This is a genomic window from Duganella sacchari, from assembly GCF_900143065.1.
Lineage (GTDB): Bacteria > Pseudomonadota > Gammaproteobacteria > Burkholderiales > Burkholderiaceae_D > Rugamonas > Rugamonas sacchari.
Genome location: NZ_FRCX01000021.1, coordinates 18,551 through 30,944, shown reverse-complemented (window position 1 = coordinate 30,944; position 12,394 = coordinate 18,551). Strand labels below are relative to the sequence as shown.

The following is a 12,394-nucleotide window of genomic DNA, read 5'->3' as shown; positions in this document are numbered from 1 at the left end:
GGCCCCGGTAAGGCTGCTCTTCTATTCTGCGTATAAGCTCGAATAGAAGAGCATCAATAACGGAGACTCACCATGCAACAAGATCTGGTTCAAAAGATCAAACAAGATCCCAATTATCACCAGCTGGTCCGCCAGCGCTCGCGGTTCGGTTGGCTGCTGACCGCACTCATGATGGTGGTCTATTACGGCTACATTCTCCTCATCGCCTTCGACAAGGAATTCCTGGCAGCGAAAACCGGCACCGGTGTCATGACCTGGGGCATGCCGATCGGCTTGTTCGTCATTGTGTTCACGGTGCTGGTCACCGGTATTTATGTACGCCGTGCGAACAGCAAGTACGACGCGCTGACCCAGGCCATCCAGGCGAAGGTGCAAGCATGAGTGCCGCTAAGCGTCTGATTCCGGCAGCGCTGCTGCTGGCCGGTGGCGCGGCGATAGCCGCTGGTGGCGATCTCGGTCAGGCCGAGCGCCAGCCGACCAACTGGGTGGCGATCACCATGTTCGCCGTGTTCGTGGTGTTCACGCTGTTTGTGACCAAATGGGCTGCGGCCAAGACCCGCTCCGCGTCGGACTTCTACACCGCTGGCGGCGGCATTACCGGCTTCCAGAATGGCCTGGCGATTGCGGGCGACTTCATGTCGGCAGCATCCTTCCTCGGCATTTCCGCTTCCGTGTTCCTGAACGGTTACGATGGCCTGATCTACGCAATTGGCTTCCTGGTTGGCTGGCCTATCATCACCTTCCTGATGGCGGAGCGCTTGCGTAACCTGGGCCGCTTCACGTTTGCCGACGTTGCGGCTTACCGTTTCAAGCAGGCGCCTATCCGCATCTTCTCCGCTTCCGGCACGCTGGTGGTGGTGGCGTTCTACCTGATCGCGCAGATGGTTGGTGCGGGCCAGTTGATCAAGCTGCTGTTCGGCCTGGAGTACTGGGTCGCGGTGGTGCTGGTCGGTACGCTGATGATGATTTACGTGCTGTTCGGCGGCATGACCGCGACCACCTGGGTGCAGATCATCAAGGCCGTGATGCTGCTGGGCGGCGCAAGCTTCATGGCCATCGCCGTGCTGGCGCAGTTCAACTTCAGCCCGGAGGCGCTGTTTGCCAAATCGGTCGAGCTGCACGCGAAAAAAGACGCCATCATGGGACCTGGGACCTTCATCAAGGATCCGGTGTCCGCGATCTCGTTCGGCATGGCGCTGATGTTCGGTACCGCCGGCCTGCCGCACATCCTGATGCGCTTCTTTACCGTACCTAGCGCGAAGGAAGCGCGCAAGTCGGTGTTCTGGGCGACCACCTGGATCGCTTACTTCTACATCCTGACCTTCATCATTGGTTTCGGCGCCATTGTTTTGGTGAGCACCAATCCGGAGTTCAAGGACGCCGCCGGCAAACTCCTGGGCGGTAACAACATGGCAGCGGTCCACCTGGCGAAAGCGGTGGGCGGCAATGTGTTCCTCGGCTTTATTTCGGCCGTGGCTTTCGCTACCATCCTCGCGGTGGTGGCTGGCCTGACGCTGTCCGGTGCATCGGCCGTATCGCACGACCTGTACGCCACCGTGATCGCCAAAGGCCAGGCCAGCGGCGCTAGCGAACTTAAAGTATCGAAGATCACCACCATCGCACTGGGCATCGTTGCTGTGGTGCTGGGCATCGCGTTCGAGAAGCAGAACATCGCCTTCATGGTATCGCTGGCGTTTGCGATTGCTGCATCGGCCAACTTCCCTGTGCTGTTCATGTCCGTGTTGTGGAAGGACTGCACCACGCGCGGCGCCACCATCGGCGGCTTTGTGGGCCTGACCATGGCGCTGGTGATGACGGTGCTCTCCAAATCGGTGTGGGTGGACGTGCTGGGGAATGCACATGAAGTATTCCCGTATGCTTCGCCCGCCATCTTCTCGATGCCGGCGGCCTTTGTCTGCATCTTTGTGTTCTCGCTGCTGGACCGCAGCAACCGCGCACGCATCGATCGCGCAGGCTTTGAAGCGCAGCAGATGCGCTCCGAAACCGGCATCGGCGCAGCAGGCGCCAGCGCGCACTAATATTTTGACAAGATGTGCGTAAGACGATGCCCGGTTCGCCGGGCATTGTCGTTTTTAGGCCCGCGCACGATGCACCAAAATGGCATCATCAGGCAATTGTGGTTTATGATCTGCCAACTATGCTGCCAAGGTTTCGAGTGTCGACCAATCCGGATTTCGTAGCCGACGCGCTGGCGCTGATCGGCGTACCTGCCTGCGCCTGCGCTGCGGACGGCACGGTGTTGGCTGCGAACAGGGAACTGGTGGCACTGCTCGGCGTTGATCCGGGAGGGCGTCCGATCAGCGACCTGTTTGCCCGTCACGTGCGTGCCGCCAGTCTGGCCAGCCTGCGTGGCGAAGGGCGCTGGGACAGCTGCCTGACCTGCGCCGACGGACAGTACCTGTCGGTGCAAGCGTGGTCCAAACCGCTGCCCGCCAGCGCCGATACCGGTGGCGTGACCATCGTCTTCCACGACATCACCGACGTCCAGCGCGACCAGCGTGCGCTGCGCAAAACACTGCTGGAGCAGCAGGCCATCCTGGAAAATGCCGCTGTCGGTATTTTGTTCAGCAAGGATGGTGTTATCCAGGAGTGCAATATCCGCTGCGCCGAAATGCTCGGTTACAGCCGCGATGAGCTGGAGGGCGCGTCGAGCGTCGTGGTGCATCCCAGCGAGTCGGCCTTCGTTCAGCTGGGCGTGGATGCGGGACCATTGCTGTCGCAAGGACAGTCCTTCATTTCGGAGATTCAGCTGCGCCGCAAGGACGGCACACTGTTCTGGGCGCGCCTGTATGGCCGCGCCATCGATCCCATGCACACCACCGAAGGCACGGTGTGGATCATGGAAGACATCAACGAGCATAAGCTGGATGAAGAGATCATGCGCCGCATGCTGCTGGAGCAGAATGCGATTCTGGATAACGCATCGGTCGGCATCCTGTTCAGCAAATCGCAAATCATGATGCGCTGTAATGCGCGCATGGCGGAGATGTTCGGCTATGTGGCTGGCGAGATGGAAGGGCTGCACTCGTCCATCGTGTTCCAGTCGCCTGAACATTACGAGGAATTTGGCCGGGAGGCCGCGCCGCAGTTGGGCGTCGGCCAGCCATTTGAAAAGAAGGCGTATCAGTTCAAACGCAAGGACGGCAGCTTGTTCTGGTGCCGCGTACGCGCACGGGCGGTCGATGCGGAGCAGCGCGGCGGCGGCACCATCTGGATTCTGGAAGACGTCACGCACTCGCTGCAAACGCAGATGGAGGTCGAGGCGATCATGACCAACGCCTCAATGAGCATCCTGTTCACCAAGAACCGGCTGATTACCCGCTACAACCGTGGTTTCGCCGAGATGTTCCGTTACGACGAGACGTCCGGACTTGGCCTGCCGGGCCGCGCGCTGTATCCATCGCAGGAAGCCTACGACAAGCTGGGCGCGGAAGCCTTCCCCTTCCTGTCGATTGGCCGGCCGTTCCAGACCGAGATCGAAATGCGCCGCGCCGACGATAGCACCTTGTGGGCGCAGCTGATCGGCTATGTGGTGAATCCGGACGATCCGACGCAGGGCACCATCTGGGTGATCGAAGACCGTACCGAGCAAAAGCGCGCGGAAGAAGCGCTGCGTAATGCGCTGCTGGAGAACCAGGCGATACTGGACAGCGCGGTGCTGGGCATCTCGGTGGTGGAGAATGGCCGTAACCTGCGCTGCAACCGCAAGATGGAAGAGCTGTTCGGCTATAGGCCGGGTGAAATGAATCACCTCAGCGTGCAGGCCTTCTACGCCGACAAGGAAGCATGGGAGCATGCGCGTTCCGAGACCGTGCGCGATTTTCGCGCAGCGCAGGTCAATGTGTCGGAATATGAGCTGGTGCGCAAGGACGGCACGACTTTCTGGGCGCGCCTGTCCGGCCGCCCATTCGACCTGGCGCACAACAGTGGCCGTTCGGTGTGGCTGGTGGATGACATCACGGCGCGGCGCGAAGCCGCAGAAGCCGTCGCCCGCGCGCGCGATGAGCTGGAGCTGCGGGTGCAGGAACGCACTGCCGAACTGGCCGGCGCCAACGCGCAGCTGCAAGGCGAGATTGTGGAGCGCCGCCAGGCCGAGGCGCGCGTGCATCACATGGCTTATCACGACAGCCTGACCGGCCTGCCGAACCGCGCGCTGCTGTCAGACCGGCTGGACCGCGCCATGCTGGCCGCGCAGCGTACCGAGCGCAAACTGGCGGTCATGTTCATCGATCTTGACCGCTTCAAAACCATCAACGATTCGCTGGGCCACATGACGGGCGACCAGTTGCTCAAGGAAGTCTCCGGCCGCCTGTGCCGCGCGGTGCGCGCCAGCGATACCGTGGCCCGCCTGGGCGGCGATGAATTCGTGGTGCTGGTGCCGGGCATCCGCACGGTGGAAGAGGCCAGCCAGGTGGCAGAGAAAATGATCGAGGCCTTGTCGGACAGCTTCCCGCTCGAAGGGCGCAACCTGCACATCACGCCATCGATCGGCATTAGCGTGTACCCCGATGATGGCGAGGACGTCGAAACGCTCATGCGCAATGCCGACAGTGCCATGTACCACGCCAAGGCCAACGGCCGTAACAACTACCAGTTCTTCAAGGAGGCGATGAATCTGACGGCAGCGCGCCACTTTGAACTGGAGTCCAGCCTGCGCGGTGCGTTGGCGGCCAACGAATTTGAGCTCTACTTCCAGCCGATCATGGACATCGGCACGCGCCGCCTGCACGCGATGGAAGTGCTGCTGCGCTGGCGCCGGGGCGGCGCCAGCGGCGAGCTGGTGACGCCGGACCAGTTCATCCCCATCATCGAGGAAAACGGCATGATCGTGCCGATCGGCGAATGGGTGATACGCGAGGCCTGCAGGCAAAGCAAGGTGTGGCAAAGCCAGGGCATGACGCCGGTGCCGCTGGCGGTCAACCTGTCGCCACGCCAGTTCATGCATCGGGGACTGGTGGAATCCATCCGCGCCATCCTCGACGAAACCGGCATCGATCCGGCGCTGATTGAATTCGAGATTACGGAGACGGCGCTGATGCAGCACGGCGAGCAGACGCTGGAGATCCTTGGCCACATCAACGCCATGGGCATCCGCCTGTCGATCGACGACTTCGGCACCGGCTATTCATCGCTGGCCTATCTGAAGCGTTTCCCCGTCAAGAAGATCAAGATTGACCGTGCTTTCATCAAGGACCTGGAGCAGAGCGCGGAAGACCGCGCGATTGTGGCGGCGATTATCGCCTTGTCGGACAGCTTGCAGCTGTCCGTTGTGGCGGAGGGCGTGGAGACGGAAGGGCAGTATGCGCTGCTGCAGCAGCACGGCTGCCAGTACGCGCAAGGCTATCTGTTCTCGCAGCCGGTGCCGCACATCACGGCCCAGCTGCTGCTGCCGCGTACTTAAGAGAAGGTGGCGATCACCGGGGTGTGATCGGACGGCTGCTCCCACTTGCGTGGTACGCGGTCGATCACGCAGGCAGTGCAACGTTGTTTGAGCGCGTCGGACAGCAGGATGTGGTCGATGCGCAGGCCTTTATTCAGGCGGAAGCCCAGACCGCGGTAATCCCACCAGCTATACGATTTGTCGGCCTGCTCAAACAGGCGGAAGGCGTCGACCAGGCCGATGTCCAGCAGGCGGGTCAGCGCAGCGCGCTCCTTGGGCGAGACGTGCACCATGCCTTCCCACGCGGCCGGATCATGGACGTCGCGGTCTTCCGGCGCAATATTGTAGTCGCCGACGACCGCCAACTGCGGGTGCTGCGCGGCTTCTTCCTTGATCCAGTCATGGAAGGCCGACAGCCAGGCCATTTTGTATTCGTATTTGTCCGAATCGACGGCTTGACCGTTCGGTACATACGCGCACACCACACGCACGCCATCGATTGTTGCGGCAAGGATACGCTGCTGAAGATCTTCGAACTTTGGATTATTTTTAACAACATCCGTAATCGGCAGCTTGGAGAGGATGGCGACACCGTTATAGGTCTTCTGACCGGTGTAGACCACATGGTAGCCAGCGGCCTCAATAGTGCCTGCAGGAAACTTGTCGTCAGTTAATTTTGTTTCTTGAATACATAGCACATCAGTGGGGTTCTCCTCTAGCCACTTCATAACGTGCGGCAGTCTTACGTTCAAAGAGTTAACATTCCAGGTGGCTAATTTCATGAGACAGTGATTCCTAGCGGGGTTCAAGGGGGGCGATTGCCCTGAGTGACTTGCATCTTACCGTATCCAGATTTAACACATGTAATTATCAAACTTAAAAGTTGTATGAAAAAACATGAAAAACCCTTTCCTGAGTCGTGGTCGAGGGCCTAAAATGTTGCAAAATGTGTGAAATCAAAAAAAAATTGCCAATACTGTCTCGTTGTTGTCAAAATAGAACGGAAAGGCAAGACAAAGTAAGCAGAATAGAAATATACTAATATAAATTGAGTGGAAAACTTGTGTTTCCGTTTAGCAACTAAAACAGTTAAGCCTGCGTATATTTTTGTGTTGTGGTGACGCAATAAATGATACTATACGGAAATTACTTGTGGTTTTTTACAGTGAATGGCGCTTAGCGCATTTGCAAAGGAATAAAAATGCGATCTGCATTTGAGGCATGGGCACAGCGCGACGGACATATCGTTCGCCGCCGTGAAGACAAACCAGACGAATATCTGGTCTTCGAAACGCAACGCCGCTGGGTCATCTGGCAAGCGGCGCTGGAACATGGTAAACCGCCAGGCGGCCGCAAGACCGCCGCGCAGAAGGAAGCCGCTGCCGCTGACAAGCGCGCCGCTGCCGCCGCTCTGCAGCGACCACAGGAAATCAACCCCGATGAAGCCGCAGTGCGTAATCAGGTGCTGAACGAGGTGCTGGATGCCTTTTCCTCGCTGGGGGGTGAGCGCGGCATGGATGATATCCTGAAAGTCGTGCAGGGCCTGAAGAAGAAACAGCAGGAACAAGCGGCAGAGCCAGTGGTCGCCAAGACCACCGAACGCCAGAACGCGTAAAGTGCAAGGCTTTACGCCGCTTGATTAAGCAAATAAAGCCCGCGGCGGGCTGATACACTGCCTCTATCTTTATTCCAGAGGCAGACCATGTATCTCCGCCCCACCGCAGCGGCTTCGGTGCTGCTGGCCTTGCTGGCCGGCTGCGCTTCCCTCACTGAATCCACTGAACAAAGCGTATTGGTGCAAACCGTGCTCGATCATCGCGAGATCGCTGGCGTGGGCTGTGTGCTATATAACGATACGGGCAAATGGTTTGTCACGACCCCGGGCCGCGTGACCTTGCGCAAGAGCGCCGGACCGCTGCGCATCGACTGCCAGAAGGCGGGCAAGGGCTGGGCCTATGAAAAGGTCGAATCCAAGGTGGACGCCAACCTGTGGGGGAACCTGGCGCTGACGGCCGGTGTCGGCTACTTCGTCGACAAGAATACCGGCGCGGGCTATGACTATCCGTCGACGCTGACCGTGGTCATGCATCCCGCGCAGGAAAAAGAAGAAGGGCCAGCGCCGGCGCCCGGCGTGACCCTGTTCTAACGTCGCTCCCGCGTACGCGGGAGTCCATACTGATTAAGCTGATCGCTTAATTTGCACGCTCAGTTTGCGCGATTAATCAGGAAGTTCGACAGCAGCGGTACCGGACGGCCGGTCGCGCCTTTTGCACCGCCCGATTTCCATGCGGTGCCGGCGATATCCAGGTGCGCCCAGGTGTACTTGCGGGTGAAGTTTTCCAGGAACGCCGCTGCGGTGCACGACGCGCCGCCCGGAGTGCCGATGTTGGCCAGGTCGGCGAAGTTGGACTTCAGCTGCTCGTTGTACTCCTCGCCGATCGGCAGGCGCCATGCGGTGTCGCTGGCGTTCTGGCCTGCCGCCATGATCTCGTCAGCCAGCTTGTTGTGGGCTGCGTCGTCGCGCGTGAACAGGCCGCTCTTATGGTGGCCCAGGGCCACGATGCAGGCGCCGGTCAGGGTGGCGATGTCGATAACGGCGGCCGGGTTGAAGCGCTCGGCGTAAGCCAGCGCGTCGCACAGCACCAGACGGCCTTCGGCGTCGGTGTTCAGGATCTCGATGGTCAGACCGTTCATCGAGGTGACGATGTCACCTGGTTTGGTGGCGCGGCCCGATGGCATGTTCTCGCACGCAGCGATAATGCCAATCACGTTCAGCTTCAGGTCCATTTCGCCGATGGCGCGGAAGGTACCCAGTACCGAAGCGGCGCCGCCCATGTCGTACTTCATCTCGTCCATGCCTGGACCGGCTTTCAGCGAAATGCCGCCGGTGTCGAAGGTGATGCCTTTACCGACCAGTACCACCGGCGCATCCTTGGACTTGCCGCCCATGTGCTTGATGACGATGAACTTCGGCGGCTGCTCGCTGCCGTTGGTCACGGACAGGAAGCTGTTCATTTTCAGCGCTTCCAGCTGTTTGCGGTCCAGCACTTCCACTTCAAACTTGAAGTCCTTGCCCAATTTTTTGGCAACGTTGGCCAGGTGGGTCGGCGTGCAGACGTTGGCCGAGGTGTTGCCCAGCTCTTTGGTCAGGTCCATGCCGTTGGCGATCGCCACCGCCTGGGCCAGCGCCAGCTTGGTTGCCGCATTATTAGGCACGGCCAGGGCGATTTTCTTCACGCCGGCAGCGGCCGGGTCTTTCTTGCTCTTCTGCGCATCGGTGCGGAACACGGCTTCGTGGCCGCTCTGGACCACGCAGCGGATCGCCCAATTGACGTCGCGGTCTTTCACTTCGGTCATCGGCAGTGCGATAATAGCGTCGCTCGTGCCCAGGGTGGAGAATGCCTTCAGGGCTGCGGAGACGCCGCCGGCAAAGCTTTTTTCGCTGACGGCTTCGTCGCTGCCCAGGCCAACCAGCAGCACGCGCTCGGCCGCCGCACCTTTGGCGCCGCGCAGCAGCAGGGTGGTGCCGGCTTTGCCGGTGATGTCGCCGGACTTGAGCGCAGCCGTGATTTCACCAGCGCCGTCCAGCGCCTTGGCGGCTTGCGACAGCTTCTTGTTCTCGAAGACCGCAACGGCGATAACGCCTGCTTTGGCGGTAGCGATGGTGTTTTTTGTGTCGAATGCTTTTATGCTAAAGTCCATTTGATTCTCCGTGTCGTGTACGTGTGCCAGCCCTGCGTGGCCCGATAAGGCCGGGCTGTTATTTTAAAACTTGTGGCCCCGTCTGAAAGTATGACGGGCCAAACTACCGAATTATAATCTTCAATGATCTTTCAACGCGCCCTACGACGTGAAATGGCCAGTGCCGCCGGGGCTACCTTTACTGTGCTGTTCAGCGTCAGTGTCGTCTTCGTACTGATTGGTGTGCTGGGCAAGGCTGCCGGCGGCAAGGTCGCATCCAGTGACGTCATCGCGCTGATCGCTTTCGCAGTGCTGAATTATCTGCCAACTCTCGTTATCCTCACCAGCTTTATTTCCGTGCTGATGGTGGTGACCCGGACCTATCGCGATTCCGAAATGGTGGTGTGGTTTGCCTCCGGCCTTAGCCTGGTGCGCTGGATCCGTCCGGTGCTGACGTTTGGCTTGCCGCTGGTGCTGCTGACCGCAGGCCTGAGCTTTATCGCCACGCCATGGGCCAAGCAGAAAAGCTCCGAGTATGTGGAGCGCTTTGAAAAGCGCGAAGACCTGCAGAAGGTGTCGCCAGGCCAGTTCAAGGAATCGGCATCGGCCAACCGCATCTTCTTTGTAGAAGGCGTGGCCGGCAAATCGGCCGTGGTGCAGAACGTGTTTGTGAATACCGTCGATGAACATGGCACCGCCGTGATCGTGGCGCGCGAAGGTGTGGTCAGCAACGGCCCGAAAGGCGAACGTTATCTGGTACTGAAGAACGGCCGCCGCTACCAGGGCACGCCGGGCCAGGCGGACTTCCAGACCATGGAGTTCGACAGCTACAGCATGCGCGTGACGCAGCGGGCACAGGATCTGGAAGCCGAGCATGAAGCCGTCGCCATGACCACCATGGAACTGCTGGCGGCGAATACCAACATCGCGCGCTCGGAACTGTTGTGGCGTATCGCCCAGCCGTTGACCTGCCTGGTGCTGATCCTGCTGGCGATCCCGCTGGGCTTTGTAAATCCGCGTGCCGGCAGTTCTGCCAACCTGATTATCGCGTTACTGGTGTTCTTCAGCTATAGCAATCTGGTGAAGCTGGTGGAAGCCAGCGTCAAGCAAGGCAAATCGGCGTTTGCGCTGTCGTGGTGGCCGCTGCACCTGGCCCTCGCGCTGGTGGTGCTTGGCCTGTTCGCATGGCGCCTGAACCTGAACCACCGCTACCATCCGCTGGCGCTGCTGGCCGCGTACAAACGCTCGCGTAACAAGAAAGATTGATCGTAATGAAAATCCTGCAACGCTATTTCGCGGTCTCGATACTGCAAGCGGTGGCCTTTGTGCTGGTGGCCTTCCTGGCGCTGCAAGCCTTTATGGACCTGACCGGCGAATTGCCGTCGGTGGGCAAGAACGGCTATGCGATTCAGTATGCCTTCCTGTATGTGCTGGTGCAGCTGCCGGGCCACGTGTATGAAGTGATGCCGCTGGCGGCGCTGATCGGCACCATCTATACGATGGCGCAGTTTGCGGCGACGTCGGAATTCACCATCATGCGCGCGTCCAGCATGTCGACCGGCATGGTGGCACGCATGCTGGCCAAGGTTGGCCTGGTGCTGGTGATTGTGACGTTTATCTTCGGTGAGCTGATTGCGCCGCGTACGGCGCCGCTGGCGGAGAAAATCAAACTGAGCGCGCGTGGCGCGGCGATTTCGTCGGAGTTCCGTTCCGGCCTGTGGACCAAGGACATCGTCAAGTCGGAAGGCATGAATGGTACCGTGACCGGTTCGCGGTTCTTCAACGTGCGCGAAGTACGTCCAGACGGCACGCTGATTGGTGTGAAGCTGTATGAATTCGATACCAATTTCCGTCTGCGGTCGATCACGCTGGCGACAACCGGCACCTTCCAGGGCAGCAACCGCTGGCGTCTGGAGGATGTGACGGAAAACCTGTTCACCAATCCCGAACTGCTGAAACCGGGCGCGGAAGCCAATCTGGAAAATAACTTTGCGCAGGAATCGAGCCTGATCGAAACGCGCCATAGCCCGAGCAAGGATTTGCTGTCCGAGATTACGCCGAAGATTCTGTCGGTGGCAGGTTCCGATCCTGAGCGCATGTCGGCCAACGAACTGGCGGTCTACACCCGCCACCTGCAGGAGAACAAGCAGGAGACGGAGCGTTTCAAGATCGCGTTCTGGAAAAAGCTGTTCGACCCGCTGGCCATTTTTGTCATGATGGCACTGGCGCTGCCGTTCGGTTATCTGCATACGCGTAGCGGAGGCGTGAGCCTGAAGATTTTCGTCGGCATCATGATCGGCGTGAGCTTCCTGCTGGTGAATACGCTGTTCTCGCACCTGGGCATGCTTAGTACCTGGCCGGCGGTCATGACGGCGATTGCGCCGAGTCTGTTATTCCTGCTGCTGGCGCTATGGGCCTTGTGGTGGGTGGAGCGGCACTGATGGCGACACAACGTGCACTGATCCTGTTTGCGCACGGCGCGCGTGCGGCGTCCTGGGCGGCGCCGTTTGAGCGTTTGCGCGATCTGACGCAGGCGCGCGAGCCGGCGGTGCGCGTGTCGCTGGCGTTTCTGGAACTGATGTCGCCGCGCCTGCCGGAGCAGGTGGCAGCGCTGGTGGCAGATGGCGTGCTTGATATCACCGTGGTGCCGGTCTTCCTGGGCCAGGGCGGCCATGTGCTGCGCGACCTGCCGTTGATGCTGGACGACCTGCGCGTGGCATACCCGCAAGCCGCGCTCAAGGTGGTTGAGGCGGCCGGCGAGAATGCTGCCGTACTCCAGGCACTGTCCGACTACTGTGTCGCTTCATTAGCGCACCCGTCGCCACACTGATACGGGTATCTGGCCATCCGGCCGCACGGGGACGCGGTAGCTTAATTCATCTCCTTTCAGTTCATAGCGGCGCTCCTGCCGTGTGCCTTCCCAGTTTGAGAATGCTGCGCTGGCGATATTGAAGCTCAGCGTGTGCGCCGTCTCGTTCATCGAGAGCGTGCCCATATGCGTGCTGGCGCCTAGCACAGCCGCTTCGAATTCCTGTCTGGTGCCGGTCTTCTTTTCGCCGCCGGTAAAGTGCGGGCGGCCTTGCTGGTAGATTTGCAGCATGTAGCGACCATCCGTGTCGATCATCAGCAGGCCGGATGGCGCTTCGCCGTAGTCGTGCTGCCGGCTGCCGTCCGGCATGATCTTGTCGGCAGCCACCAGCGACCAGGTGCCGGCCAACGGGAAGGGCTGGGCGGCCATTGCAGCTTGCTGTGCGGGCATGCACATGGCGAGGCAAAACAATCGGGTCAACATTTTCATCGCATCTCCTCAAA

11 protein-coding genes are annotated in these 12,394 nt (G+C 59.9%); 8 read left to right on the top strand and 3 right to left on the bottom strand.

The genetic code is table 11. The annotated features are described in order from the left end of the window. The first annotated feature begins 72 nt into the window (after positions 1-72). The 3 genes from BUA36_RS28610 to BUA36_RS28600 all read left to right on the top strand — a co-directional run bounded on the left by BUA36_RS28610 (position 73) and on the right by BUA36_RS28600 (position 5,422). On the top strand, positions 73-381 hold the full coding sequence (locus tag BUA36_RS28610) for a DUF485 domain-containing protein (RefSeq protein WP_072790529.1): 309 nt from the start codon (positions 73-75) through the stop codon (positions 379-381). After that, entirely contained in the window at positions 378-2,039 is a 1,662-nt protein-coding gene (locus BUA36_RS28605) for a cation acetate symporter (protein WP_072790526.1), read from the top strand. Before BUA36_RS28610 ends, BUA36_RS28605 begins: the two co-directional genes overlap by 4 nt. Positions 2,040-2,176: 137 nt before the next feature. Next, entirely contained in the window at positions 2,177-5,422 is a 3,246-nt protein-coding gene (locus BUA36_RS28600) for a bifunctional diguanylate cyclase/phosphodiesterase (protein ID WP_307188254.1), read from the top strand. Here BUA36_RS28600 and xth read toward each other — a convergent pair. Beyond that, the gene (gene xth / locus BUA36_RS28595; RefSeq protein ID WP_072790519.1) at positions 5,419-6,183 is read right to left on the bottom strand and encodes an exodeoxyribonuclease III; all 765 of its coding nucleotides are present in this window, start codon (positions 6,181-6,183) and stop codon (positions 5,419-5,421) included. The genes BUA36_RS28600 and xth overlap by 4 nt on opposite strands. A 419-nt stretch (positions 6,184-6,602) precedes the next feature. On the opposite strand from xth, the gene BUA36_RS28590 reads away from it, so the two are divergent. Then, positions 6,603-7,016, top strand: coding sequence for a phiTE_015 family protein (locus BUA36_RS28590; protein ID WP_072790516.1), 414 nt, complete (start codon positions 6,603-6,605; stop codon positions 7,014-7,016). A gap of 87 nt (positions 7,017-7,103) precedes the next feature. Continuing rightward, positions 7,104-7,547, top strand: coding sequence for a hypothetical protein (locus BUA36_RS28585; protein WP_072790513.1), 444 nt, complete (start codon positions 7,104-7,106; stop codon positions 7,545-7,547). A gap of 59 nt (positions 7,548-7,606) precedes the next feature. On the opposite strand, the gene BUA36_RS28580 is transcribed toward BUA36_RS28585, so the two are convergent. Next, positions 7,607-9,103, bottom strand: coding sequence for a leucyl aminopeptidase (locus tag BUA36_RS28580; RefSeq protein ID WP_072790510.1), 1,497 nt, complete (start codon positions 9,101-9,103; stop codon positions 7,607-7,609). Positions 9,104-9,226: 123 nt separating this feature from the next. Between BUA36_RS28580 and lptF the strand changes: the two genes are divergently transcribed. Genes lptF through BUA36_RS28565 form a run of 3 tightly spaced genes read left to right on the top strand, consistent with a single transcriptional unit; the run spans position 9,227 to position 11,912 of the window. Further along, positions 9,227-10,348 carry an LPS export ABC transporter permease LptF gene (gene lptF, locus BUA36_RS28575; protein WP_072790506.1) on the top strand — a complete coding sequence of 374 codons (1,122 nt, stop codon included), beginning with the start codon at positions 9,227-9,229 and terminating at the stop codon, positions 10,346-10,348. Positions 10,349-10,353: 5 nt separating this feature from the next. Further along, positions 10,354-11,523 carry an LPS export ABC transporter permease LptG gene (gene lptG / locus BUA36_RS28570; protein WP_072790503.1) on the top strand — a complete coding sequence of 390 codons (1,170 nt, stop codon included), beginning with the start codon at positions 10,354-10,356 and terminating at the stop codon, positions 11,521-11,523. Next, positions 11,523-11,912, top strand: coding sequence for a sirohydrochlorin chelatase (locus BUA36_RS28565; RefSeq protein ID WP_072790500.1), 390 nt, complete (start codon positions 11,523-11,525; stop codon positions 11,910-11,912). Before lptG ends, BUA36_RS28565 begins: the two co-directional genes overlap by 1 nt. Here BUA36_RS28565 and BUA36_RS28560 read toward each other — a convergent pair. After that, positions 11,889-12,380: a lipocalin-like domain-containing protein gene (locus BUA36_RS28560; protein WP_072790497.1), complete on the bottom strand. Its 492-nt coding sequence runs from the start codon at positions 12,378-12,380 to the stop codon at positions 11,889-11,891. The genes BUA36_RS28565 and BUA36_RS28560 overlap by 24 nt on opposite strands. Between the last annotated feature and the right edge of the window lie 14 nt (positions 12,381-12,394).

Coding starts and splice junctions, on each gene's coding strand:
- BUA36_RS28610 (WP_072790529.1), top strand. CDS start 73: ATGCAACAAGATCTGGTTCAAAAGATCAAACAAGATCCCAATTATCAC.
- BUA36_RS28605 (WP_072790526.1), top strand. CDS start 378: ATGAGTGCCGCTAAGCGTCTGATTCCGGCAGCGCTGCTGCTGGCCGGT.
- xth (WP_072790519.1), bottom strand. CDS start 6,183: ATGAAATTAGCCACCTGGAATGTTAACTCTTTGAACGTAAGACTGCCG.
- BUA36_RS28590 (WP_072790516.1), top strand. CDS start 6,603: ATGCGATCTGCATTTGAGGCATGGGCACAGCGCGACGGACATATCGTT.
- BUA36_RS28585 (WP_072790513.1), top strand. CDS start 7,104: ATGTATCTCCGCCCCACCGCAGCGGCTTCGGTGCTGCTGGCCTTGCTG.
- BUA36_RS28580 (WP_072790510.1), bottom strand. CDS start 9,103: ATGGACTTTAGCATAAAAGCATTCGACACAAAAAACACCATCGCTACC.
- lptF (WP_072790506.1), top strand. CDS start 9,227: ATGATCTTTCAACGCGCCCTACGACGTGAAATGGCCAGTGCCGCCGGG.
- lptG (WP_072790503.1), top strand. CDS start 10,354: ATGAAAATCCTGCAACGCTATTTCGCGGTCTCGATACTGCAAGCGGTG.
- BUA36_RS28565 (WP_072790500.1), top strand. CDS start 11,523: ATGGCGACACAACGTGCACTGATCCTGTTTGCGCACGGCGCGCGTGCG.
- BUA36_RS28560 (WP_072790497.1), bottom strand. CDS start 12,380: ATGAAAATGTTGACCCGATTGTTTTGCCTCGCCATGTGCATGCCCGCA.